This window comes from Allopontixanthobacter confluentis (assembly GCF_009827615.1).
In the GTDB taxonomy this organism is placed as follows: Bacteria; Pseudomonadota; Alphaproteobacteria; order Sphingomonadales; family Sphingomonadaceae; genus Allopontixanthobacter; species Allopontixanthobacter confluentis.
Window position 1 is genome coordinate 115,649 of the sequence record NZ_WTYU01000002.1, and the last position, 25,322, is coordinate 140,970.

Consider the following 25,322-nt stretch of genomic DNA (forward strand, 5'->3'; position numbering starts at 1 on the left):
ATTTCAGTCGTTTTCAATGTCCGGCGGCGCATGGGTCGACATCGCCCGCATCTTGCTGGCTGTTTGATACAGGGCAAATGGCCCTGCACTGTATCCCTTCGACCAATCACCATGCGGCATCGACCGACGGTAGCAGCCTGCGGCACCGCGATCACAGCATTGCAGTCGCTTTAGCGGTCCCTCTAGAACGTGTAACCGATGCCGACTGCCGTAAAGAACTGGTCTGCACTGCCGCGAATGCTGGTGTAGGGCGTGTTTTTCGCCTCCCCCAGCATGCGCGAATATCCGCCAATGAGCACGGCTGCAAAGCCGCCATTTTCCAGATTCCCGTCCAGATCGAAGCCCAGCAACAGATTGGTGCCGACCTTGTTGAAGCCGCCATCTGCCTGATAGGCTGGCAGGCCGCTGGCCAGACTTTGCGTCGGGGTTACGGTGTAATAATAATCGTTGAAATCATCGCTGGCATATTCCGCGCTGAAAGAAAGCGATGCTGCCACGCCCCGGTTGAGCGGGGTGAAATAGGAAACCGATGGTTCAACCACCATGCCGCCATGCGCGCCGGCCACGTCCCAGCGCACGTCGCTGCTGACACTCAGGCTGTCATAGGGGTTCAGCACTGCGGGGAAGCTTATGCCGGCAGCAGCACCCACTTCAAATGCGGCGTCCAGTTCGCCGGCAGCCTTAACTACCGGGTCCTTGATCTGGCTTGACCGGTTGGCCCGGTAACGCAGCGATGGACCAAAGGAGAAATCAGGACCGGACGCTGCACTGGGAAGAAGATCAAAAGCGATGCCCGCAGGCCGCGGCTTGATGCCGATCCCGCCGACACTGCCCTGAATGAGCGGGGCAGGAAAAGCGGCGTAATCGTCAGAGCCGTCATAGCTGGGGCCATAGCCAACGCCTATGCCAAGGCTGATCCAGTCGCCATCATACACACTGCCCGGCCGCGCCGCATCCTCTGTCGCGGGGCCAGCAGTGGTGGTGTCTTCCTGCGCCAAAGCAGGTGCTGCGGCCAGAAAAAATAATGCGCTGGCCGCCACAGAGGCGACCACGCCCAGATTACGCTTTGTCATAAAAATCCCTCGGTCTGTCGTGCGCAAAACGAATGCCTCGCCCCTTCGTTCCTGATCAGCGGTCAACATCGGCAAGGATGATCCCATGCGCCTCGTCATTTCGCCATAACCGAAGAAGATCGGCGAATTATTACGCTACTAGTTCGCAACCCCGCCTTGGCCATGCACCGCCGCTTGAAGCACAGGTTTTCCACCCGCCTTCCCCAGCCTTATCCACCACAGCTATGGAAAAAGCGACTGGCCAACTGCCGACACCCGATTGCGACGTCCGCCGCCAAGACTTCCTGCGGCTTACATCATCCTGAAGTTCTCAAGCACACCTGCTGGTGAGCGCCGATTGTCCGCATTTGGCGAAACTCACCAAATGCTGAATGTCCGTAACTGGGTGGTTTTGCGACTGTCCGCTTTTGACGAACCAAGCACTTGACGTTTATGATAGATATTGAGGTCAAGAGGAGACGGGCAATGTCGAAGATCTTTCGAGGGTATTGGTTTTATTGGCTGCTCGTTCCCTGCCTGCTCGCGGCGTGGCAATTGTCGCTGACGCCCGAAGCCCTCGCTGATCCGTTGACCTTGGAGCGCGTCTATCTGATCGACTGCGCCTTGCTGCTCCCAATCCTGTATTTTCTTTATCTCCGCTCGCGTGCCACGCTCAAAGCAGCAGTCTTCCGGTCTTTAGCGCTTGGGGCTGCTGCTTTGAGTTATGCCGCGTGGCTGATGCCAGAGGGGACGGGGCAGGTGTTGCCCTCCCTGAGTTTGCTGCGCTGGACGGCTTTACCGCTTATCATCGCAATTGAACTTGTCGCGTTCGTTGCGCTCATGCGCTATCTCTATGGATCTGAGCCTAAAGAAGAAGAACTCGTAAATCAGGGTATTCCGCCGCTAGTTGTCAAGCTCCTACTCATGGAAGCCCGTTTCTGGAAGCGCGTGTTCCGCCTGATCACCGGCAAGAGCGACTAGATCATCTCATCCTCATCCAGCTCAGCCATGGTCAACGCATGTTCGGGATTTCTGGCTGAAGACTTCGATGATTATGTGCGTCATCAAGGCGCAAAGTCGACGCGAAATTCTATCGCCTGAACGCCCGCTTCCGGCGAGCCTAGCGTTTGGTCTTATTACCGACTTGGGGTCGCTTTCGGAATGGCGGGAATTGCGCAGCCGTAAGGCAAAGCCGCATGGTTGCTTTCGGGAGCGGGCATTGGATCCGCTGAGAGCCGCAGGTGGGGTGGAAAACCGCCATTAGCATTACCGCGGTTAGTGTGACAGACTGCCCAACTTTGGTGGGAGTGAAAGCGATGAACTGGTTCTGGTTGGCCGCGGCGGGCATGGCTTTCCTCACCTTTGCCATTCATACTTTCGTCGGGACCGGATTTGCCGTGCCGCCTTTATGAGCCGCCACGGCGCATGTCCCAATAGCCACGATCTGGCTCAATTACCTGTGTTGGCACATCGTTACCGGCGTCCTGTTGCTCTTGGCTTTCGGCTTCTTAGCGGTCGGTGCAGGGGGCGCGGACAGCGATGTCGCGATCCTCTGCACCGCTTCATTCGCCTGCGTTTCGGTGGTCAGCGTAACCGCCACGCTCAAGGGGGGAATAGCCGTTCACCGATTTCCTGCCAGCTATCTGGGCGCGACGACGGCGGCGCTCGGCCTTGCGGGATTTATACCGTGATCACCTCGCTACTTATCGCCAACCGGGGCAAACTGGATGCCGGGTGATCCACACCGCGCGGCGGCCTGAAATCCTAATGTCTGCAGTTGGGTCGTTAGCTGACAGTCAGCTTTTTTCCGGGGAACGCCCGAACCGGACAGCTGGCTTCAGGCGCTCGCCGGGCAACCGATGACCATCTCGAAGTAATTAACATTGCTTTCTCCGCGTTCTGTCTGACATCTTGGCAGCGCCCAGTGCTGTAATTTCAAAGTGCCCAATTGTAGAACACACTCGTTTGTGCAGCTTGCGGGTCTGCCTCGTGTCCGCTGCTGGCCAGGGTGTCTTGCCCCCCACACCATTGCGCCTTAGTGCGGCTTGTGATGAGCGGGCGCAGAACCGATGTGGCGATAATAGGCGGCGGCTTGTCCGGCGGGCTGATCGCGCTTGCGCTGAACAGGCAGCATCCTGCCATGGAAGTGACGCTGATCGAACAGGGCGAAAACCTGGGCGGAAACCACAGGTGGAGCTGGTTTGACAGCGATCTTGACGCCGCTTCCCATGCCTTGCTCCAGCCGTTTTTCACCACCTGCTGGCATGGCTATGACGTGAAGTTTCCTGCCTATTCGCGGCAGCTTTCGTCACCGTACAAATCCCTGTCATCGCAGGATTTCGATAGCGGCCTGCGCCGCGAACTGGCAGCTGACACTATCTTGACCGGCACGGCGGTTGCCGCGCTGGATGCGCATGGCGTGGCTTTTGCCGATGGCACGCGCCTGTCAGCCCGCATCGTGCTGGATTGCAGGGGCGCTGTCCCCAGCGCGCATCTGACAGGCGGCTGGCAAGTGTTCATGGGCCGGCATATCCGGCTGGCCCACCCGCACGGCCTGGACCGCCCTGTCATCATGGATGCGGCGATCAACCAGCATGGCGCATACCGCTTTGTCTATGTCCTGCCCTTGTCGACCACTGACCTGTTCATCGAAGATACGTATTATGCGGACGAACCGGCGCTTTACCGCGATATTTTGTCCGCCCGCATTGATGCCTATTGCCGCAGCCATGACTGGAAGGGCGACATTATCGGGGTTGAAACGGGTGTCCTGCCGGTCATCACGGGCGGCAATTTTGCCGCCTATCAGCAGGACCAACGGATAGATGGCGTGGGCATGGCTGGTGCGCGGGGCGGGTTTGTCCATCCGCTGACCAGCTATACCCTGCCATTTGCGGTGGAAACCGCGCTGGCCATCGCCAGCAATGCGCAATTGCCCGGCCCAGGGATGGCGCAGATGCTGGAACAGCGGGCGCGCCAGCACTGGTCCGCCACGGCGTTTTATCGCCTGCTGGGCACCATGCTGTTCGGCGCTGCGCTGCCGGAAGAACGGTACAAGGTGTTTGAACATTTCTACCGGCTGCCTGAAAATCTAATCGAACGGTTTTATGCGGCCCACTCCACTTTGCCTGACAAGGCCCGCATCCTTGTCGGGAAACCACCCGTATCTGTCGCAAAGGCGATTGGCGCCCTGATCGGCCGGGGGCGGCCACTGGTGGCCCCGCAGGAGAATATTTGATGACTGCCACCACCACGCATACGCTGTCGCCGGAATTGGGCATGCAAATGGGCACGGCCACGGCCCCCTTGGCAAAACCTGCGCCCAAACCGCCCACGGGCAAGACTGCCTGCGTTATCGGATCGGGCTTTGGCGGGCTGGCGCTGGCGATCAGGCTGCAATCGGCAGGCATCGCCACCACCGTGATCGAAGGGCGCGACAAGCCCGGCGGCCGCGCCTATTTCTGGGAAAAGGACGGCTTTACGTTCGATGCCGGCCCAACTGTCGTCACCGACCCGCCCTGCCTCAAGGAATTGTGGGAACTGACCGGGCATGACATGGCAGACGACGTTGAACTGATGCCGGTCATGCCGTTTTACCGGCTGAACTGGCCCGATGGCGTCAATTTCGATTATTCCAACGATGAAGCGGGGCTGAAAGCGGAAATCAACCGCGTCGCGCCGGGCGATCTGGCCGGATATCAGGAATTTCTGACTTACAGCGCGGGCGTGCATGATGAAGGCTACGTCAAGCTGGGCACCGTGCCGTTTCTTGATTTCAAATCCATGATCAAGGCAGCGCCAGCATTGGCCAAATATCAGGCATGGCGCTCTGTCTATTCGATCGTGTCCAAATATATCAAATCGGAAAAGCTGCGCGAGGCATTGTCCTTCCACACCCTGCTGGTGGGCGGAAACCCGATGAAGACCAGCGCCATTTACGCGCTGATCCACAAGCTGGAAAAGGATGGCGGCGTCTGGTGGACGCGCGGGGGCACCAATCGCCTGATCGCCGGCATGATCCGCCATTTTGAACGGCTGGGCGGCACCATGATGGTGGGCGATCCGGTGGCGCAGGTGCATACAGTAGGCAATATGGCGTCCGAAGTGGAAACCGAAGGCGGCTTTCGCCAGCGGTTTGATGCCGTGGCCAGCAATGCCGATATCATGCACACCTACCGCGATCTTCTGTCCGGCACCAAGCGGGGCAAGGATTATTCCAAGAGCCTATCGCGCAAGAAATTCAGCCCCGGGCTATTTGTTGTGCACTTCGGGCTGGAAGGCACCTGGCCCGGCATTCCGCACCACATGATCCTGTTCGGCCCGCGCTATAAGGGCCTGCTGGACGACATTTACGACAATGGCGTGTTGCCGCAGGATTTCAGCATCTATCTGCACCACCCCACCGTGACTGACCCGAGCATGGCACCGCCGGGCAAAAGCACATTCTATGCGCTGGTTCCGGTGGCCCATATGGGCAAGCTGGCAGTGGATTGGGACGAAGTCGGCCCAATTCTGGAAAAGCGCATTCTTGACGAAGTGGGCCGTCGCCTCATCCCCGATATTCACGACCGCATCGTGACCAAGTTCCATTACGCGCCCAAGGATTTCAACGCCGATCTCAACGCCCATCTGGGCAGCGCGTTCAGCCTGGAGCCTATACTTACACAAAGCGCGTGGTTCCGCGGCCATAACCGTGATGACAAGATACCCAATTTTTACCTGACCGGTGCAGGCACACATCCCGGCGCCGGCATCCCCGGCGTGGTCGGCAGTGCCAAGGCAACGGCAGGCCTGATGATCAAGGATCTGACTGAATGAATACGCCTATCAAACGTCTGGCAGTCTATTGCGGTTCAGCCAGCCCTGCCGACCCGCGCTATATCGACTTGGCCCGCGAAGTGGGCACGGTGCTGGCAGGACGGGGCATCGGCGTCGTTTACGGCGGCGGCAGGCTGGGCCTGATGGGCGCCGTGGCTGCAGGCGCGCTGGATGCTGGCGGCGAAGTCATCGGCATCATCCCCGAAGCGCTGGCGGGCAGCGAAGTTGCTAATAATGACTGCACTGAACTGCACATCGTTTCCGGGATGCACGAACGCAAGCAGCGTTTCACCGACCTGTCCGACGGGTTTGTCACCATTCCCGGCGGGGTCGGCACGATGGACGAATTGTGGGAAGCCATCAGCTGGGCGCAGTTGGGCTATCATACCAAGCCGGTCGGCCTGCTGAATGCGTTTGGCTTCTACGATCACCTGATCGCCTTCAATCGCCAGATGGCGGATGTCGGCTTTGTCCGTCCGGCGCATCAGGGCATCATGATTGCCGACGAAAGTCTGGACAAACTGCTGGAGCGGATGGCAGCTTATGTGCCGCACACACCGATATTCAAAATGAAGGCGAGCGACCTCTGAGCCCCCCGAAGCAATCCCGTCCACGCCTGTTGGCGCCATCGCGCATCATGCGGTCCACCCCTGCACAGGCAGGCGGTGGCCGTAACCGTGCTGCGCTGGTGGAAAAAGCGCACCAATCCATCATTCGTGGTTCCCGCAGCTTTGCCTTTGCATCATCGCTGTTTGACCGGCCAACGCGTGAAAAGGCGTGGCTGCTATATGCTTGGTGCCGGCGCTGCGACGATATTGCCGATGATCAGGACCATGGCGGGGAACTTGGCCGCCAGTCTGGCGCGCATTCCGGTGCGAAAGACCGGGTGAAGGGCATCCGCATCCTGACCAACCGTGCGCTGGAAGGGATGCCGACTGCGGATATCGGTTTCGATGCGCTGGGCATGTTGGCTCGTGAATGCCCCATCACCCAGGATATGACAGACGATGTCATTCGCGGGTTCGCGATGGATGCGGATGAATGGCGCCCCCGCACCGAAGGCGACATGATGCGCTATTGCTACCACGTGGCGGGCGCAGTGGGCGTGATGATGGCGCATGTGATGGGCGTGGACAGCCGGGACAGCGACACTTTTGACCGCGCCTGCGACCTGGGGCTGGCTTTCCAGCTGGCCAATATCGCCCGCGATGTGGTGGAAGATGATGCCGCCGGGCGGTGCTATCTGCCGGTGGAATGGCTCGTGGAAATGGACCTGTCGCCAGGCCAGCACTGCAAACCTGCCAACAGGTTCGAACTGGCATCGCTGATGCCGCGCATGATTGCGCTGATGGACCATCATGCGGATGCCGCGCGGATTGGCGCTGCACGGCTGCATTTTCGCCAACGCTGGGCCGTGCTTTCCGCGGCGCGCATCTATACCGCCATCGGCCACAAGGTTCTGCGCCGCGGGCAGAAAGCATGGCACAACCGCGTGGTTGTCGGTCCGCTGGCCAAGCTGGGCCATGTCATTGCCGCCTTTTTCGAAGCGTTGGCCAATTCGCCGCCTGTGCTGGATGAAATGCCGCGCTGGACGCGTGCCGAATTGCGCCCGGTAAAAGGCTGGTAGTACGCACTCCTGCTTGAAGCGATCGGGTCGGCAGGCTAGCGCAGCTTCCATGATCAATTCCCTGCTTATCGCCAATCGCGGCGAAATTGCCTGCCGCATCATCCGCACCGCGCGAGAGATGGGTATTCGCACCATTGCCATCTATTCCGATGCCGATGCCAAGGCGCTGCATGTGCGGATGGCGGATGAAGCGGTGCACATCGGCCCCAGCCCTGCTGCCGAAAGCTATCTGATAGGCGAAAAGATTATCGCCGCAGCCCGCCAGGCCGGGGCTGAGGCCATTCATCCAGGCTATGGCTTCCTGTCGGAAAATGCGGATTTTGCTGCAGCGGTGCAGGATGCCGGAATTGTCTGGGTCGGGCCAGACCCTGACAGCATCCGCGCAATGGGCCTGAAGGATGCAGCAAAAAAGCTGATGCAGGATGCCGGCGTGCCGGTAACGCCGGGCTATATGGGGGAAGACCAGTCGCCCGAACGCCTGCAACAGGAAGCCGATGCAATTGGCTATCCCGTGCTGATCAAGGCTGTTGCCGGCGGCGGCGGCAAGGGCATGCGCAAGGTTGATGCTGCGCCGCAATTCGTTGAAATGCTTGAAAGTTGCCAGCGGGAAGCCAGCGCCAGTTTCGGCAATACGCATGTGCTTCTCGAAAAATGGATCACCAGCCCGCGCCATATCGAAGTGCAGATTTTCGGCGACAGTCACGGCACGGTCGTTCACCTGTTCGAACGCGACTGTTCGCTGCAAAGACGCCACCAGAAAGTGATCGAGGAAGCCCCTGCACCGGGCATGGATGACGCCACGCGGGACGATTTATGCTGCGCAGCAATTCGTGCAGCAAAAGCGGTCAATTACAAGGGTGCCGGAACGGTCGAATTCATTGCCGATGCTAGTGAGGGCCTCCATGCCGACCGCATCTGGTTCATGGAAATGAACACCCGCCTTCAGGTTGAACATCCGGTGACAGAGGAAATCACCGGTGTCGATCTGGTGGAATGGCAATTGCGGGTCGCCAGCGGGGAGGCAATCCCCCTGCAGCAGGACGAAATCGTGATTGACGGCCATGCCATTGAAGCACGGCTTTATGCAGAGGATCCGACACGGGGTTTCCTGCCCAGCACCGGCACGCTGGACCATCTCGACCTTGGCGATGATGGCCGGATTGAAACCGGCGTGGAAGAAGGCGATGCCATATCGCCATTCTATGATCCGATGGTGGCCAAGCTGGTGGCATGGGGTGAAGACCGGGACGATGCGATAGAACGTCTGACGCAAATGGCTGAAGATGCCGAAGTCTGGCCCGTGCGCACCAATGCCGCCTTCATCGCCAATGCCCTGGCGGATGATGATTTCATTGCCGGCAGGCTGGATACGTCATTTATCGAAGCCAAGGGCGATGCGCTGATACCGCCTGCCGAGCCTGATGCAGCCGTATTGCGCGGCGCGGCGCAGATCGCGCTGGCCGCCAATGAAGACCATCCTGCGGAACTCGCCGGTTTCCGCCTCAATGCCGCGCCGCGCCTCGGCGTGGCACTGGGGCAGGCAGGCAACTTCACCAATGTCGCCCTGACCGAGACGCAATTGGAACCCACCATGACCGGCTTTGCCGACGGTCCGCAGATTGTCGTGTTCGACAAGGGACAGGCGCATGGGTTCACAATGGATGCGCGCGGTTCTGGTGCCGGTGCTGTGTCCGACGGAGCGATCATCGCCCCGATGCCGGGCAAGGTCATTGCGGTGGATGTGGCCGAAGGCGATCACGTTACTGCAGGCCAGCGGCTGATGGTGCTCGAAGCGATGAAGATGGAACACGCCCTGACCGCTCCGTTCAATGGCGTGGTGGCCGACATGACCGCCAGCCAAGGCGCGCAAGTGCAAGTCGAGGCGGTGCTGGCGCGGATTGAAAAGGCCGAAGAATGAGCTGGAAGCCCGAACTGGACGAGCTGGCACATCGCCGCGCCCTTGCCGAGCAAATGGGCGGCGCTGACAAGGTCGAACGCCAGCACGCCCGGGGCAAACTGGATGCGCGCGCACGGCTGGCAGGGCTGGTTGATGCAGGCTCCTTCCGCGAAATTGGCAAGATTGCCGGCAAAGGCACCTATTCGCCAGAGGGCCAACTGGAAGCGGTCATGCCGGCCCCGTTCCTGTTTGGCCGCGCCAATATTGAAGGGCGGCCGGTGGTTGCCAGTGCGGATGATTTCACCGTGCGCGGCGGCGCGGGCGATGCCGCCATTTACCGCAAGATGACCCAGTGCGAGGCCATGGCCAACCAGATGCGTCTGCCGCTTATCCGCATGATTGACGGAACGGGCGGGGGCGGCTCGGTGAAAACGCTGGAAACCATCGGCGCGACCTATGTGCCCGCCGTGCCGGGGTGGAGCGATGTCGTCACCAATCTCGATACCGTGCCGGTGGTGGCATTGGCGCTTGGCCCCACGGCAGGCCTTGGCGCGGCGCGGGTGGTGGCCAGCCATTATTCGGTCATGGTCAAGGGGCTGAGCCAATTGTTCGCCGCTGGTCCCGCCGTGGTCGAAGCGCTGGGCGAAGCATCCGACAAGGAAAGCCTGGGCGGCAGCGAGATACACACGCGTAACGGCGTGGTGGATGATGAAGTGGCGAGCGAGGCGGAAGCCTTTGCCGCAGCCCGGCGTTTCCTGTCCTATCTGCCCGGCCACGTCGGCGCGCTGGCGGCCCGCACGCCGCCGCACGATCCGGTCGATCGGCGCGAAGAAGCCTTGCTGGAACTGGTCCCGCGAGAAGCAAAGCAGGTCTATTCCATGCGCCGCGCGCTGGAGATGATTTTTGACCGTGGCAGCACGTTTGAAATGGGCCGCCTGTGGGGCCGCGCGGCCATCACTGCCTTTGCGCGGCTGGATGGCTATCCGGTGGCAGTGCTGGCCAGCAACCCCAGTTTTCTGGGCGGTTCGTGGGAAGCGAAGACGTCGGAAAAAGTCACGCGTTTCGTAAGGCTGGCTGACAAATTCCGCCTGCCAATCGTGCATCTGGTGGACAATCCCGGCTTCATGATCGGCAAGCTGGCAGAAGAAACCGCCACCATCCGTTACGGGGTGGAAACGATGAATGCGATCTATCAGGCGAACGTGCCGCTGGCATCGGTCATCATCCGCCGCGCCTATGGCATTGCCGGCAGCGCGATGAGCAATGCCGACCAGTTCCAGTACCGGTTTGCCTGGCCATCGGGCGATTGGGGCAGCCTGCCGATCGAAGGCGGCATCGAAGTGGCCTATAAGTCAGAGATTGAAGCCGCCGACGACCCTGCCGCGCATCTGGCCGCCATTCGTGACCGTCTCAACAAGGTCCGCAGCCCGTTCCGCAGCGCAGAACGCTTCAGCGTGGAAGACATCATCGACCCGCGCGACACGCGGCCCTTGCTGTGCGAATTTGCCGACCTGGCCTGGCGCAAGCTGGAACAGCGCGGCTAGGCCGCAGCAGGCCCAGCCCGCCTTCGGGCTAGATCACATCATGCATGGCGAGATATTTGCGCGCCTGCCGCGGGCGGCGGAACAAGGTGCCCCGTTCGCTGAACAGCACCAGTAGCAGGGCTGCAAAGCTGGATAGAAGCAGCGCCAGTGCCAGCGGCAACGCGCTGTCATTATACGCCTGCCCGATCAACATTCCGATACCGGCACCCATAACCATCCGAATGAAGGACTGCGCTGACGAAGCAGAGCCAGCGGTCGTTTCAAACGGCTGCATCGCGATGGAGCCGAAATTGGCCCCCATGAAGCCCAGCAGACACAGGTTTGCCGACATCAGCGGCACAAACCAGTAAAGCGAGCCCCCGTGGAACAGTGCCGCATAGACCTGCAACGCCGACACCACCAGAAAGACACAAAGTGCCGCATGCGACACCCGCCGGGCGCCAAACCGTTCCACGATGCGGCTGTTGGCAAAACTGCTGACCGCCAGCGTGGAAGCGGTGGCACCGAAGATAAGTGGGAAATTCTCGTCCTGACCGAAATGTTCGCCAATCAATTGCTGCGCGCTGTTGATATAGCCGAACATGGCCCCGAAAGTGAGGCCGCTGCCCAGCACATAGCCAATGGCTTCGCGGGTCCGGAATGTCAGCGGTAGATTGTGCAGGATGGTCCTGATGTCGATTTTCTGCCGGTCCTTGTCAGCCAGCGTTTCGGGCAGACGCACCCAGGCCCAGGCCCATACCGCCCCTGCCAGCACCGCCATGGCCACGAACACCCACCGCCAGTCCGCCACCAGCAACACTGCCTGCCCCAGGCTGGGCGCCAGCACCGGCACCACCATGAACACGATGAAGATGAGCGACATCAGCTTCGCCATCTGGTCGCCTTCGAACCGGTCACGAATGATGGCAGCGGGCAGGACCGACAGGCCCGCTGTGCCAAAACCCTGCACCACGCGCAGCGCCAGCAAACTGTCGAAACTGGGCGCAAGCGCGCATAATAGCGATGTAACGACGTAAAATCCCAAGGCGACAAACAGCACCCTGCGGCGCCCGAACCGGTCCGCGAAGGAGCCGGGCACCAGGCAGCCGACGCCGCTGGCGAGCAGATAAAGCCCGACGACAAGCTGCCGCTGATTAGGGTCTGCCACGCCAAGATCTGCGGCGATTTCATCCAGCGCGGGCAACATTCCGTCAATCGCCAGCGCGCCCAATGACATCAGGGCGGCCATCAGAACGACAAATTCGCGCCGCCCGACGGCGCGCGCGGTGCCATCTGCTGAAGATATCGATAAATCCATCGCGCGGCCATGCCCGCTGCGGCGCAGCATGAAAAGCGATTTGTCAGCAGCTACGGGCATAAGCATGGCCCAGGGCCACAAGCGTGCTTCACCCGCGCGGATGATGGGCGTAACATGGCATGATGGAAGACGCAGACCAGGGCGATAATGATGATCTGGCCCATGAGGAGGGCCATGAGGAGGGCCATGAGGAGGGCCACGAGGAAGCCCATCAAGCAGGCATCGATCCGGACCGGGTTCAGGACGAGGATGGCGAAGCGCCGGGCCTGCGAAAAATCATCCACGTCGATATGGATGCATTTTTTGCCAGTGTGGAACAGCGTGACAACCCGGAATTGCGCGGCAAACCGGTGGCAGTTGGCGGTGCCGGCGGGCGCGGTGTGGTGGCGGCGGCCAGTTATGAAGCGCGTAAATTCGGCGTGCGGTCAGCCATGCCCTCTGTCACCGCCAAACGCCTGTGTCCCGATCTCGTCTTCTGCAAATCCAATTTTGACACATATCGCGAGGTGTCGGGGCAAATCCGCGAAATTTTCCGCGAATTTACGCCTCATGTCGAACCATTGAGCCTCGATGAAGCCTATCTCGACGTGTCGGACGACATTCTCGGCATCGGGTCAGCCACGCGCATTGCCGAATTGATCCGGAAAAAAATAGCCGCTAGAACAGGGCTGACCGCCAGTGCCGGCGTCAGTTACAATAAATTCCTGGCAAAGCTGGCCAGCGACCAGAACAAGCCCGATGGCATTTGCGTCATTCGTCCGGGCGAAGGCGCCGCCTTTGTCCAGTCCCTGCCGGTTCGGCGGTTTCACGGCATTGGGCCGAAAGGCGCTGAAAAGATGGCCCGGCTGGGCATCGAGACAGGTGCTGATCTGGCGGCGCGGGACATTGCATTCCTGCGGGCCAATTTCGGAAGTTTTGCAGATTATCTGTTCCGCGCCGCCCGCGGGATTGACCTGCGCCCGGTGCGGGCCAATCGGATCCGCAAATCTGTCGGCGGTGAACGCACATTCAGCGAGGATATTTCATCAGGCGCGGCGCTGCGTGATACGCTGGACCGCATTGTCGATATCGTATGGGAACGCATTGAAAGGTCGAAGTCGCAGGGGCGCACGGTGACCCTGAAACTCAAATATACCGACTTCACCCTGGTCAGCCGCGCAAAATCGCTGCCTCGCAATGTGGCAGGGAAGGCGGAATTTGCCGCATTGGGCAGTATGCTGCTGGAAGAATTGCTGCCCCTGCCCCTGCCCATCCGCCTGATGGGTCTGACCCTGTCCAATCTGGAAAGGCCCGGCTTGCCATCAGGGCCAACGCCGGAGAAAAAACGGGATACAGCGCAATTATCGCTTCTTTGACTGGTCCCGCCACATCGCCAGCCGGCGGCGGGTTTTTTCGGTAATCGGTTCTGGCAGGGAATGAAGCGGGAAAAACCGCGCTTCCATCACTTCGCGCCGGTCCGCTGTGGGCTGGGCCGAGATTCTGGTGGCAAAAACATGCACCGTGTTCCGGGCCCCGTAAAGCTGTTCATCTTCAACCCCCAGCAGGATCATGGCGTTGGCATCGCAGCCCGTTTCTTCCCGAAATTCGCGCCGCGCTGCTGCCTCTGGCGTTTCGTTGCGGTGGATGCCGCCAGAAGGCAGGCTCCATGCCTGCGAGCCATAACTCAACCGGACCAGCAGCAGTCGGTCCTGCAGATCAATCGCAACGACCGAACAGCCGACCAGATGGGGCTTGACCAGTTTCCACCATCTTTTCCTGATGCCATGCGCGGCGCGGTAGGCCGCCCGGTGCAAGGGCGCAGGGATCAGACGAAGCATGTTACGCTTTGTTCAGCAGCGCCCAGCAGACGGGCCACGGGCAAGGTGTTCTGACCCGCGGCGGCGGCGTCAAACACAGCGCGCTTGTCATCGCCGCGGATGACAAACATCAGCGCGTCGCTGTCGAGCAAGGCAGGGATGGTCAGCGTAATCCGGTCAAATGGCGCTTCTGGCGGCAGCGGATCGGGCGTGAGGCTGCGGATTTTCTGCGTATCATCCACTTGCGGGTCGGTATTGGGAAATAGCGAGGCGATGTGTCCGTCTGCGCCCATGCCAAGCCATGCCAGCGCAAAATGCGGCACCTGTTCCATCGTGCCGAGAGCGACCACCTTGGCGCCAACAGGTTCAAGAGCCGCGCGGATGCGGCCGGTGTTGCTGGCCGCATGGTCTTCCGGCACAACCCGGTCATCACCGGGCCACACGATGATCCGCTGCCAATCAAGATCTGACCGAGCAAGTTCTTCCAAGATCGGGAAAGGCGTGGAGCCGCCAGGAATGGTGATGGAAATCGGCCCGTCCCCCGCGCCAAGCGCTGCAACGAGGCGCGCCTTGATCCAGTTGGCAATGGCGCTGGTGTCAGCGTTTTCGATGATGGTTGGCTGCTGCATATCATACCACATAGCAAAAAGGCCGCCCGCGCATAGACAAGTCCATGCGGCAAAGCGGCCTTTCCGGGGGAAATCCTGTCGCGCTGGGGCTGCGGATTACCTTGTGAGCATTATTTGCTGGTCTGGTTGAGGAACCACACGCGTTCTTCGGCAAAGTCGATCCATTCATCCACAATGCCATTGGTGGCGTTGTCGCCCGCCGCTTCTGACGCGCTTTTGACGTCTTCTAGGCGTTCCAGCAGCTTTTTATTATCATCGCGCAGTTCAGCCACCATCGCATCCGGGCTGATGGTTACATCATCCTGGTCCTTGATATTGGTTACGGCGCCGATATTGGCGATGGAGGTGACGGTATATTCGTCATTCTTGCGAACCCGTTCGCCAATCGCGTCGGTCACGCCGATAATTTGCGCTGCCTGTTCGTCAAACATCAGATGCAGATCGCGGAAGCGCGGGCCAGCCACGTGCCAGTGGAAATTCTTGGTCTTGATATACAGCGCCAGATGGTCTGCCAGTGCGCCGTTCAAAGCCTCGACAAGTGCCTTTTTCGAATTGCTGCCCGATTTCGATTTGGTGTCAGCCATGATGTTTTCCCGTTTGAATGATCAGTTTCATGCCACCAACGGGCCAAAGGGGGGCCGGTTTCCGCGAAACTGGCCATGATACAAATCGGAAAAATCGATCAGCCGAGCAAGCCTCTGATAGATAGAGCGATTAGCGCGGCGGCCAGCAACAAGGCGAACGCGAGTATTTTTCTGGCCCAGCCAAGCGGCGCGGCGGCAAGGCGCTGGTCCCCGGCAATCCAGCCCAAAGTCAGCGCAGCGCCGCCCCCGATTGCGCCGCCCATGGCAACCAGCGCTGCTGCAAGTGGTGTTGCAGGCGCAGCGGCAGCAATGGCAAACACCAGAAAGCGCCCCGCATCACTCATCTGGCGCGCCAGCAGCACCGCGCTGATTGCGAACAGGGAGCGGGTGGGTTCCCGGGCTGTAAACGGGCGAATTTTCCAGCCCAGCTCCGCTGCAGCCAGCAGCAGCGCCATGGCCACCAGCATCGATTTGGCCGACGGTGCCAGCATTACGCCGATAGTATGGCCCGCCCACGCCATCACGCCTGCCGACACGGTGGAAACGGCCCAGCCAGTGACCAGCAAGCCAGTGCTGCGCCCCAGCCTGCCTGCCAGAGACGCCACCAGCAACTGGTCACGGCTGCCCAGCGATGTGGCCAGAACAGCCAGAAAGGCGAGAAAGAAGGATGGCATTGCCGGATTGCAGCCCTAGTTTTGGGGCCAAGGTTTCAAGCCCCGTTCAGGCCAGCCCCGTTTAGGCCAGCCACGGCCCGGTAATCGCCACCGTGGTCGCCGGGCGATAGGAATTGAGGAATAAAACCTTGCCATCGGGCGAGAAACACGCGCCCGCAGGCTCTGTCTGCACGCGCAGGCGGGCCAGCGGATAGGCAATGCCATCGGGCGTTATGCCGCGCAGATGGTTGTCCACCACATCGGTATACTGGTCTTCGCACACCACCAGATGGCCATTGCCTGCCACGGTGAGATTATCGCCATAATTGAACTGGTCGGGCGAGGTGGATTCGTAAAACAGCGAAATCCCGTCCGGTCCGCCAGCCTTGCCCGGACGCAGGCGGAAAATCTGCCCCAGCTTGGCAGCGCCGCCATTGGTGCAGCAGAAATACAGCTCCCCATCGCCCATGTGGATCCCCTCGCCGCGGGCAAAGATTGCCGCGCCTGCCGCTGCGCCGCGGGTGCGCAGATCATCCTGGGGGGCTTCCACATCATCAAGGTCGATCCAGCGGGCTGCGTGCATTGTGCCTGCCTTCATGGCTGCGCTGTCCCAGTTGCGGGTGTCAGCAGGGCCGCCATCCACCGCCAGTGCCTGCAACTTTCCGCCCAGCGCCAGCTTGCCGGCCACCGTGGGAAGGAAGCGATAGAGCAGGCTGTCGCCGCGGTCTTCTGTCAGATAGACAATGCCGGTGCGCGGATCGACTGCGGCGGCTTCGTGGTTGAACCGTCCCATGGCCTTGAGCGGCACGGCATCCACCAGCCCGCCTGCATTGGCGGGCACTTCAAACACCCAGCCATGCGCTTCGGCATTGCGCGCGCTGGGCGAGACCACGGCTTCCTCGCAGGTCAGCCAGCTGCCCCAGGGGGTTGTTCCGCCGGCACAATTGCGAATGGTGCCCGCCAGCGAGCGATATTGCTTTTCCACCGTCAGCGTTGCAGCATCCAGCACAATCGTCGTGGTGCCGCCCGGCATCACCATTTTGCCGTCTATCCGGTCGAACCCTGATGGAATGGTTCCGCCCGCGCCATCGGTTGGCACCAGTTCATGGTTGCGCACCAGCGCAATCTTGCCGCCTCCAAGGTCAAGACAGCCCATGCCGTCAGCCTTGTCCGGCACGGTCAGCCCGTCATCCATCATGTCTCCAAGCCTGGAAATGATGCGGTAGGAAAAGCCCTGCGGCAAATCGAGCAGACCGGCCGGGTCTGCCACCAGCGGGCCGTATCCGGCAGGCCCGGCAGGTGCCCCGCCCATGCGCGCACCGGTGGTGCATCCGCTGGCGGCCAGTGCGGCAAAGGCGCTGGCAGTGGCGTTGAGAAACTGGCGGCGGTGGAGTGCGGCGGTCATGGTCAGGCTCCGTCTGGATTGGCGTATCACGGGCTTGCGATAGCAGCGTGAAGGGAACATGACACCTGCGAATATACAGCGGGAGAATGATGCGATGAAACTGGCAAGCAGAATGGCAGCAGTGGTTACCGGCGGGGCATCCGGCCTTGGCCATGCCAGCGTCAGGGCATTGGCGGGGGCCGGTTTGAAAGTGGCGATATTCGATATCAATACAGATGACGGGCCAGCCATTGCAGCAAGCGTGGGCGGCACGTTTCACCATGTCGACATAACCGACGAACAATCCGTGGTGGACGGATTTGCCGCTGCCCGTGCCGCGCACGGGCAGGAACGCGTGACGGTCCATTGTGCCATGGCCAGCCGCCGCGGCAAGACGGTGGGGTTCGACAAGGAAACCGGCGGTTACAAGCGGCTGTCGACGCAGGATTTCGCATTTGGCACGGAAGGCATTCTGGTGGCCAGCTACCGCGTGGCGTCCCATTCTGCCCTGGGCATGGCCAATGCCGAGCCGCTGAATGAAGATGGCGAACGCGGCAGCATCATCCTGACTGCATCGGTCGCGGCGCAGGATGGGCAGATTGGCCAGGTGATATACGGGTCGGCCAAGGCAGGGGTGAATGGTATGGTGCTGCCGATGGCGCGGGATCTGATGGACCTGGGCATCAGGGTCAATTCCATCATGCCAGGCATTTTCGCCACGCCGCTGATGCTGGGCATGAAGGACCGCAATCCGGCCATGTGGAACCAGCTAAACGCTTCTGTCCCCTTTCCCAAGCGTCTTGGCGATCCGGATGAATTTGGCAGTCTGGTGCTGGAACTGGCGCGCAACACCTATTTCAACGGCCAATGCCTGCGGCTGGATGGCGCAATCAGGATGCCGCCGCGCTGACCGGTCAACTCCACCGCACTCATAATTGCCTTTGACGGCGCCCCCAACATGATAGACCTTCGCCTACAAACGTGAAGGTGATGGAGAAAACAATGGCAAATGCGACGAATGAATATCCGGCCAAAGGCTATGCCGCCACGGCACCTGAAAGCGGCATGGCGCCATTTGCCTTTAACCGGCGGGGCCTGCGCGATGATGATGTGCTGATCGACATCAGCCATTGCGGCATTTGCCATTCAGACCTGCACGCATCACGCAATGACTGGGGCCGCACCGTTTACCCGATTGTGCCGGGCCACGAGATTACCGGCCATGTCGCTGCCGTGGGCGACAAGGTGACAAAACACGCCGTGGGGGACCGCGTGGCAATCGGCTGCATGGTCGATAGCTGCATGGAATGCGACCTGTGCAAACAGGGGCTGGAGCAATATTGCAAAAAGGGCATGACCGGCACCTATAATGGCAAGGACCGTCGCGATGGCAGCACCACTTTTGGCGGATATTCCGATAAAATCGTGGCGCGTGAGGAATTCGTCATCAAGGTGCCTGATGCGCTGAGCATGGCCGATGCAGCGCCGCTATTATGCGCCGGGATCACGTCCTATTCCCCCTTGCGCAACTGGAAGGTCGGCCCCGGCAGCAAGGTCGCGGTGGCGGGCCTTGGCGGGCTGGGCCATATGGGCGTAAAATTTGCTGTCGCGATGGGCGCAGATGTCACTGTCCTCAGCCGCAGCGAAGACAAGCGCGAGGATGCACTGGCGCTGGGCGCGGTCGACTTGCTGCTGACCACGGACAGGGATGCGATGAAGGCGCGCTCCGGCTATTTCGATCTTGTGCTCAACACCATTCCCGTCAAGCATGATGTCGCGCCTTATGTGATGCTGCTGAAAGTGGACGGCGTGCAAGTGCTGGTCGGCATGATCGACATGGTGCCCGAATTCCATTCCGGCCTGCTGCTGATGGGCCGCAAGGTGCTGACCGGGTCGGGCATTGGCGGCGTGGCCGAAACGCAGGAAATGCTCGATTTCTGTGCCGAAAAAGGCATCACCCCCGATATCGAGATGATTGCCATGGGTGATGTGAACAAAGCCTATGACCGGATGGAAGCCAGCGATGTAAAATATCGCTTCGTGATCGACATGGCGACGCTGGGAGACTGAGTACTACCGCACCGTGGGCCGGTTTTGCAGGTCCAGCAAAAAAGGGAAAGTCAGATGGCAATGTTCCGAATTTTCCTGGGTGCGGTTTTCGCTGCCATTGCGATTTATACCATCATCACCGGCACCAGCCACGGATGGAACCTGGTGCCGGTCTTTTTCGGTGACATGGCGGCGATGAACTGGCCGGGCCAGTTCAATTTCGACTTCTTCACTTTCCTGCTGCTGTCAGGATTGTGGCTGGCGTGGCGTCACCATTTTACCCCCGCAGGCCTGCTGCTGGGCATCATAGGGGTGTTTGGCGGAATGCTGTTTCTGTCCGCCTATCTTCTGGTTGCGAGCATCCGCGCCAAGGGCGACATTGCCGAAATCATGCTGGGCCGCGCCAGAGCCTCCGCCATCGGCAAGCAGTAAGCCTGCGCTAAGTGCTTTGATGCGCGGGATGACGCCTGCGGCCTATTCGATCCGGTAATCCAGCACGGTGAACCGCGCAGGCCCCGTCGCAAAGACACCGTGCCCGCGGCCCGACGTGCCGCCGAAGGTGAAACCGACAGTCGCGGTCTGGCTGATGGCGGCGTCAAAGGCCTGCGGAAGGGCCCTGGCATCACCGCCCATCATGGCAATCCACGGTTCGTCCAGATTGATCGAAACGGTATGCGTGCCAGGACGCAGCGGCATCACCCGGTTGACGGGCGAATACCAGCGATGATGCGGCGTGCGCGCCGACCACCTGTCACCCCCGCGCTGGAAATAAAGCGATAATGTGCCATCGCCGCCCGGGCTTTCCTGCGCCAAAAACCGCGTGCCCGGTTTGGCATCAATCCGGTACCGCAGCGTAATCCGCCGCGCCCCTTCGAGCGAGCGCACCGGCACGGTCACATAATGGACATGGCCATTGGCCGCAGTGGGATAGGGGAAATCAAACGCTGGCCCATCGCGGGTGTCAGACAGCGTTGCCGGCATATTTACAGAATAATTGCGGCCTCTGATAATCGGCCCGATTTCCCATTGCGAAGCAGCAGGCCCATCGGAAGAACCAACAGCGGAACCAGCAGCATGCGCGGCCACATTGGGCAGAACGGCAGCAGCGGCCAGTGCAGCAGCACCAAGAAAGATGTTTCTGATCATTCCCGATTGATAGCGGGCGGCCGATTGCACATGGCTGAACGCCGCTGCAATGTTGGCGAAAGGCTGGGTTGGCGAAAGGCTGGGTTGGGCTATCATATCAGCTCGTGACCGCGGCAGAGCGAAGAAGGGTGCAGAGGGGTGCAGAAGCGTGCGCCCGGCCACCTCGCTTGCCGTGCCAATCTCCCTTGTCTAAAACCGGGCGGTCTAAATTTTTCGAGTCGCCGATTTGCCTTCACTCGCCTACCCTCCCGGTGTCGAAGAAATCTTTCAGCGCAGCTCTGTCGCGCTCAGCCTGGCTGACCCCGGGCGGCCGGATATGCCGCTGATCCTGGTGAACGACAGGTTCTGCGCGGTCACCGAATATGCGCGCCAAGATGTGCTGGGCCACAATTGCAGGTTTTTGCAGCCACCCGGCGGGGCCGGACCGGTGCGCCAGCGGCTTCGCCAGTTTCTGGGCGATCAGAACGCAGGCAATGCACGGTTCGTGATTCCTAACCAGACGCGGGAAGGCGAGCCGTTTCTCAATCTTCTGTTCATGGCCAAAATCCGCAGCCCAAATAGTAGCACCTTGATTTTAGGTTCACAATTTGCTGTTGGAACAGGTAGAGAACGCGCGGCATCATACCAGCAAGCGCTCGGCGAAGATCTGCAATGCCTGTCCGCTGTATTGAAGGATGCAGACTGGATGTTGCTTGGCAGCATGGAAACCATCGCCAACACAGTCGCGCTGCTGGTCCGCCATCAAGCTGAAGATTGGTCGTAAATTCATGACAGAAAGCAAAGGGCAGGTCCTGCCAATCGTCGGCATCGGAGCGTCAGCTGGCGGGCTGGAAGCGTTGCGCGAATTGTTCAAGGGATGCGGTGACAAGCCGGGCATCGCTTTTGTGGTGGTCCAGCACCTTGATCCCAATCACGATTCACTGATGGCGCAATTGCTGGAACGCTTCACCGAAATGACGGTGACGCAGGCCGCAGGCGGCGAAATGATCGAGGGTGACCATGTGTATGTCATCCCGCCCGGGCATGGCCTCGCGATTGAAGATGGCACGCTGCGTCTGACAGAATTTACCGATCCGCGCGGATTGCGCCGCCCGATTGATGATTTCTTCGAAAGCCTGGCCAATGAACGCGGCAACAAGGCCGGGTGCGTGATCCTGTCCGGCACTGGCGGCGATGGCAGCCGCGGTTTGCGCGCAATCAAGGAATTTGGCGGCCTTGCCGTGGTGCAGGAACCGTCAACCGCCCGCTATGACGGCATGCCGGTATCGGCCATCGCAACCGGGCTGGTGGATATCGTCCTGCCGCCCGCCCAGGTCATCGAAGCGCTGCGTAACTTCTTTGACCGGGCTGACAGTATTGCCCTGGACGAAGCGCATGAAGCTGCCGACCATGTGGACGAGATGTGCACCGCGCTGCGCGAAGCAGTGGGGCACGACTTCAGCGGTTACAAACGCTCGACCCTGTCGCGCCGCATTGCCCGCAGGATGCAGGTGATCGACGTTTCCACAAGCGATGAATATCTCGCCCGCCTCAAGGCTGATGCCGGCGAATGTCAGGCATTGTTTCGCGATCTGCTGATCAATGTGACCAGATTTTTCCGTGACCGCGAAGAATTCGAGAAGCTGGAAAGCCTGGTCATCGACCCGATGGTGGCCGCCAGCCGCGATGCTCATGAATTGCGCATCTGGGTGGCTGGCTGTTCTTCTGGCGAAGAAGCCTACACAATTGCAATGCTGGTGTCTGACGCAATGCGCCGCCACGAACGCCACCCCTACGTCCAGATTTTCGCCACCGATATTGACGAAAAGATGCTCGAAATCGCACGCGGGGCGACATATCCGCTGGCCGCGCTGCCCGACATTCCGACCGAATATCAGAGCCATTATATCGATATCGGGATGGAACATTTCACCATCGCGCCGCGCGTGCGCGACATGGTGCGGTTCAGTTCGCACAATCTGGTGCGCGATCCGCCCTATTCCAAAATCGATCTGCTGTGCTGCCGCAACCTGTTGATTTATTTTGACGAGGATTTGCAGCGCGAAGTGATGCCAGCCTTCCATTTTGCATTGGCAGAACAGGGCAAGATGTTTCTCGGCTCGTCAGAAAGCATCGGCCGTTTCGAAGATCTGTTCACCACGCTGGACCAGCGCGCACGGCTGTTCGAAAGGCGCGACACACCCACACGCTACCCTCTCAAATTCAGCGCGCAGCCCGCCAAGAGCCGCCGCCTTCGCCAGCCTGCGGCCAAGATCGAGGATCGGCCCCGCTCGCTTGATCTGGCAGCGCTTACCAAGCTGGCGGAACGCCATGCCCCTGTCAGCATGCTGGTCGATGCAGAAGGCATCCTGCTCAACCAATGGGGCGCGGTCAGCCGTTATCTCAGCTTCCCTGACCGTAATGACGGGCAGATCAATGTCCTGCGGCAGGTGAAACCGGGCCTTGGCGAATTGCTCGGCCCTCTGCTGCGCGAAACGGTGCGCGACAATGTTCCCAAGATCGCGCGCAACATTCAGGCGGAAACAGATTTCGGGCTGTTGCCAATGAACGTGATGATCGATCCGATCGGTTCAGGCGCATTCCTCATCGTGTTTCGGGAAACCGGTGCTTTAGCTGTGCGCGGACCGGATGATTATCAGGAATACGAACGCGGCGACGGGGAAATGCAGTTCCTGCAGGAAGAACTGCAATCCGCCCGGCTGCGGCTGCGTACCACGGTGGAGGAGCTGGAAACCGCGAACGAGGAGTTGAAAAGCTCCAACGAAGAAATGATGTCGATGAACGAGGAGCTGCAATCGACCAATGAAGAACTGACGACCGTCAATGACGAGCTGAAAGCCAAGGTCGATCAGGTGACAACCGCGCATTCGGATCTGAAAAACTTCTTCGATTCCACCGAACTGGTGGTGTTGGTGGTTGATGCCAATCTGAACCTGCGCAGCTCAACCGATGCTGCCGACACGCTGTTCAGCGTTGGCCCCGGCCATGTCGGCCTGCCGCTGGCCACTTTGCCAACCACGCTGACGGACAGGAAATATGTCAGCCTCGCCGCTGATGCGGCAAGGGCCGGCCATGTCGGTGAATACCGCACCTCATCCGATGATGGCTCGCAGCAATATGTGGCCCGTGTGCTGCCATACCGTCTGCTGGACGGGTCGCTGGCCGGTGCAACGCTGGTCTTCACCGATGTGACCCAGGCGCTCAAACTGGAAACTGCGCTGACCGAGGAGCGCGCACGGCTGAGAATGGCGCTGGATGTCGCGCGCATTGGCATCTGGGAATATGAACCTTCCACCGGGCGCACGACACTGGACGAGATGGAGCGCGGGCTGATGGGTATCGCATCGGAACCGGAAGGCGAATTCATGGACCCGATCCTGGCGCGCCTGCCCTCTGAAGATCGTGACCGGGTGAACAGCGCCCTGCGGCGCGCAATGGATGGCACGCATGCCTATGATGAAACCTTCCGCGTCATGCTGGACGATGGCAGCGTGCGCTGGCTGCACGGGCTGGGCCGCAAGGTTACCGTGGGCGATACCGACAAATTCATCGGCGTATCGTACGATGTGACGGCAGAACGCGAACAGTTGGTCCAGCGGGAACTGATGCTGCGCGAAATGAACCACCGGGTCAAAAATCTGTTCGCCGTCATCACCGCGCTGACAAAGATGAGCGCACGCCATGCCGATGATGTGGACCGTTTTGCATTGGAACTGTGCGACCGCATCCACGCACTGGGCCGGTCGCATGCCATGACGGTGGATGTCACCAATGGCAGCGCGGAACTGCGTTTGCTGCTTGAAGCGGCATTGAAACCTGCCTCTGGCCGACAGAAAATCACTCTCGACGGCCCTGACGTGCATATTGCGAACAGCGCCATCACACCGGTGGGCATGATTCTGCATGAATGGGCGACAAATTCGACAAAATATGGCGCGCTGTCAGTAGATGAAGGCAGGCTTGTGGTCGAATGGTCAACCAACGACGCAGGCCGGATCGCGATTGACTGGCGGGAAACCGGCGGCGGCACAAGCAGCGTCGAAGGAACCGGTTTCGGTGTCCAGCTGATCGAAGCAAGTGCCAGGCAGATTTCCGGCAAGGCCACGGGGCAATCTGTGGAAGGCGGGTATCAGCGCACGCTGGAACTGAGCGCCGCAGACTAGCTTGAAGCGGCGATTATCGTCTCGACGACTTGCAGCAATTCCGTATCGGAAATTGGTTTCGTCAGCCGCGGTATATCGGCAAAACGCGTTCCCAGTTCCGGATGGTGCAAGTCGGCAGTGACAAAGGCAACCGGAACGCCCCGCGCCCGCAGCGTGTCAGCAACGCTCCACACCGTATCGCGCCCCAGGTTCACGTCGAGCACTGCGGCCGAAAGTTCTTCGCTCGTCGCCAGCGCCTGGGCACTTTCAAGACAATGGGCCGGGCCTATAACTTTGTAGCCAGCATCTTCCAGTGTCTGGGTTTCATCCCAGGCCACCAGTACCTCGTCCTCGACGACCAGCACGCAGATTTCGGAGGTTTCGGAGGTTTCATTTTGCACTCTGGCTAAAGCCACGATCGCATGCAAAGGTTCCGATTATTGTCAAAGCGAGCCAGTACAGATGCCCCTGCCGATTGACGCCGCTGTCGCGCGTATTCCGCAGTTGTGGAGCGGGTGAAGGGAATCGAACCCTCGTCGTCAGCTTGGGAAGCTGCTGCTCTACCATTGAGCTACACCCGCATGGTGTTGAAATACATCAACTTTATCTGTGATATGCCATGCATGCTGCGCGCAGGGTTGTCGCCCTTTGCCAAATGCGCCCGGCGCTTGCCACGATAATGCCGTATTGGTCAACGTATGATG

Annotated in this window: 22 protein-coding genes and 1 tRNA gene; 13 read left to right on the top strand and 10 right to left on the bottom strand. The window is 60.1% G+C overall.

The features are described 5' to 3' along the window. Nucleotides 1-182: 182 nt before the first annotated feature. Nucleotides 183-1,073 (bottom strand): MipA/OmpV family protein, encoded by an 891-nt coding sequence (locus GRI44_RS08910; protein WP_160601475.1) that lies wholly within the window; start codon nt 1,071-1,073, stop codon nt 183-185. A gap of 465 nt (nt 1,074-1,538) precedes the next feature. Here GRI44_RS08910 and GRI44_RS08915 point away from each other — a divergent pair, with 465 nt between their 5' ends. From GRI44_RS08915 to GRI44_RS08945, 7 genes are all read left to right on the top strand, one after another. After that, the gene (locus GRI44_RS08915; protein ID WP_160601476.1) at nt 1,539-2,033 is read left to right on the top strand and encodes a hypothetical protein; all 495 of its coding nucleotides are present in this window, start codon (nt 1,539-1,541) and stop codon (nt 2,031-2,033) included. A gap of 1,069 nt (nt 2,034-3,102) precedes the next feature. Then, nucleotides 3,103-4,290 (top strand): lycopene beta-cyclase CrtY, encoded by a 1,188-nt coding sequence (gene crtY / locus GRI44_RS08920; RefSeq protein WP_160601477.1) that lies wholly within the window; start codon nt 3,103-3,105, stop codon nt 4,288-4,290. A 47-nt stretch (nt 4,291-4,337) separates the two neighbouring features. Further along, a complete protein-coding gene (locus tag GRI44_RS08925) occupies nt 4,338-5,870 on the top strand; it encodes a phytoene desaturase (RefSeq protein ID WP_160602295.1) in 1,533 nt (510 codons plus the stop codon). A gap of 8 nt (nt 5,871-5,878) precedes the next feature. Then, nucleotides 5,879-6,460 carry an LOG family protein gene (locus tag GRI44_RS08930; RefSeq protein WP_160602296.1) on the top strand — a complete coding sequence of 194 codons (582 nt, stop codon included), beginning with the start codon at nt 5,879-5,881 and terminating at the stop codon, nt 6,458-6,460. Between the two features lie 47 nt (nt 6,461-6,507). Then, nucleotides 6,508-7,497 carry a phytoene/squalene synthase family protein gene (locus GRI44_RS08935; protein ID WP_160601478.1) on the top strand — a complete coding sequence of 330 codons (990 nt, stop codon included), beginning with the start codon at nt 6,508-6,510 and terminating at the stop codon, nt 7,495-7,497. 49 nt (nt 7,498-7,546) lie between these two features. Then, nucleotides 7,547-9,415: an acetyl/propionyl/methylcrotonyl-CoA carboxylase subunit alpha gene (locus GRI44_RS08940; RefSeq protein WP_160601479.1), complete on the top strand. Its 1,869-nt coding sequence runs from the start codon at nt 7,547-7,549 to the stop codon at nt 9,413-9,415. Beyond that, nucleotides 9,412-10,938 (top strand): acyl-CoA carboxylase subunit beta, encoded by a 1,527-nt coding sequence (locus GRI44_RS08945; RefSeq protein WP_160601480.1) that lies wholly within the window; start codon nt 9,412-9,414, stop codon nt 10,936-10,938. Before GRI44_RS08940 ends, GRI44_RS08945 begins: the two co-directional genes overlap by 4 nt. Nucleotides 10,939-10,966: 28 nt before the next feature. Here the strand turns inward: GRI44_RS08945 and GRI44_RS08950 are convergent, their stop codons facing one another. Then, entirely contained in the window at nt 10,967-12,301 is a 1,335-nt protein-coding gene (locus GRI44_RS08950) for a multidrug effflux MFS transporter (RefSeq protein ID WP_332872396.1), read from the bottom strand. Between the two features lie 53 nt (nt 12,302-12,354). Here GRI44_RS08950 and dinB point away from each other — a divergent pair, with 53 nt between their 5' ends. Beyond that, entirely contained in the window at nt 12,355-13,590 is a 1,236-nt protein-coding gene (gene dinB, locus GRI44_RS08955; protein WP_269800995.1) for a DNA polymerase IV, read from the top strand. On the opposite strand, the gene GRI44_RS08960 is transcribed toward dinB, so the two are convergent. From GRI44_RS08960 to GRI44_RS08980, 5 genes are all read right to left on the bottom strand, one after another. Further along, nucleotides 13,576-14,052 (bottom strand): NUDIX domain-containing protein, encoded by a 477-nt coding sequence (locus GRI44_RS08960; RefSeq protein WP_160601481.1) that lies wholly within the window; start codon nt 14,050-14,052, stop codon nt 13,576-13,578. The two genes, dinB and GRI44_RS08960, sit on opposite strands and share 15 nt — an antisense overlap. After that, entirely contained in the window at nt 14,040-14,660 is a 621-nt protein-coding gene (locus GRI44_RS08965) for a 6-phosphogluconolactonase (RefSeq protein ID WP_160601482.1), read from the bottom strand. The genes GRI44_RS08960 and GRI44_RS08965 overlap by 13 nt, the downstream gene beginning before the upstream one ends. Nucleotides 14,661-14,770: 110 nt before the next feature. Further along, nucleotides 14,771-15,244 carry a Dps family protein gene (locus GRI44_RS08970; protein ID WP_160601483.1) on the bottom strand — a complete coding sequence of 158 codons (474 nt, stop codon included), beginning with the start codon at nt 15,242-15,244 and terminating at the stop codon, nt 14,771-14,773. Nucleotides 15,245-15,342: 98 nt separating this feature from the next. Next, nucleotides 15,343-15,918, bottom strand: a complete 576-nt coding sequence (locus GRI44_RS08975) for a hypothetical protein (RefSeq protein WP_160601484.1) — start codon at nt 15,916-15,918, stop codon at nt 15,343-15,345. 61 nt (nt 15,919-15,979) lie between these two features. Beyond that, nucleotides 15,980-17,302 carry an alkaline phosphatase PhoX gene (locus tag GRI44_RS08980; RefSeq protein WP_160601485.1) on the bottom strand — a complete coding sequence of 441 codons (1,323 nt, stop codon included), beginning with the start codon at nt 17,300-17,302 and terminating at the stop codon, nt 15,980-15,982. Nucleotides 17,303-17,396: 94 nt separating this feature from the next. On the opposite strand from GRI44_RS08980, the gene GRI44_RS08985 reads away from it, so the two are divergent. The 3 genes from GRI44_RS08985 to GRI44_RS08995 all read left to right on the top strand — a co-directional run bounded on the left by GRI44_RS08985 (nt 17,397) and on the right by GRI44_RS08995 (nt 19,762). Continuing rightward, the gene (locus GRI44_RS08985; RefSeq protein ID WP_160602299.1) at nt 17,397-18,191 is read left to right on the top strand and encodes an SDR family oxidoreductase; all 795 of its coding nucleotides are present in this window, start codon (nt 17,397-17,399) and stop codon (nt 18,189-18,191) included. A 92-nt stretch (nt 18,192-18,283) separates the two neighbouring features. Next, complete coding sequence (locus GRI44_RS08990) at nt 18,284-19,351, top strand: NAD(P)-dependent alcohol dehydrogenase (protein ID WP_160601486.1); 1,068 nt, start codon at nt 18,284-18,286, stop codon at nt 19,349-19,351. A 60-nt stretch (nt 19,352-19,411) separates the two neighbouring features. Continuing rightward, the gene (locus tag GRI44_RS08995; RefSeq protein ID WP_232843090.1) at nt 19,412-19,762 is read left to right on the top strand and encodes a hypothetical protein; all 351 of its coding nucleotides are present in this window, start codon (nt 19,412-19,414) and stop codon (nt 19,760-19,762) included. Nucleotides 19,763-19,804: 42 nt separating this feature from the next. Here the strand turns inward: GRI44_RS08995 and GRI44_RS09000 are convergent, their stop codons facing one another. Further along, complete coding sequence (locus GRI44_RS09000) at nt 19,805-20,572, bottom strand: hypothetical protein (RefSeq protein ID WP_232843091.1); 768 nt, start codon at nt 20,570-20,572, stop codon at nt 19,805-19,807. Nucleotides 20,573-20,792: 220 nt separating this feature from the next. On the opposite strand from GRI44_RS09000, the gene GRI44_RS09005 reads away from it, so the two are divergent. Further along, on the top strand, nt 20,793-21,239 hold the full coding sequence (locus tag GRI44_RS09005) for a PAS domain-containing protein (protein ID WP_160601488.1): 447 nt from the start codon (nt 20,793-20,795) through the stop codon (nt 21,237-21,239). 4 nt (nt 21,240-21,243) lie between these two features. Further along, entirely contained in the window at nt 21,244-24,639 is a 3,396-nt protein-coding gene (locus GRI44_RS09010; protein WP_160601489.1) for a CheR family methyltransferase, read from the top strand. Here GRI44_RS09010 and GRI44_RS09015 read toward each other — a convergent pair. Together GRI44_RS09015 and GRI44_RS09020 are read right to left on the bottom strand one after the other, a co-directional pair. Then, nucleotides 24,636-25,019 (bottom strand): response regulator, encoded by a 384-nt coding sequence (locus tag GRI44_RS09015; RefSeq protein ID WP_160601490.1) that lies wholly within the window; start codon nt 25,017-25,019, stop codon nt 24,636-24,638. The two genes, GRI44_RS09010 and GRI44_RS09015, sit on opposite strands and share 4 nt — an antisense overlap. A 106-nt stretch (nt 25,020-25,125) precedes the next feature. Further along, nucleotides 25,126-25,199 (bottom strand) — tRNA-Gly (locus tag GRI44_RS09020). Between the last annotated feature and the right edge of the window lie 123 nt (nt 25,200-25,322).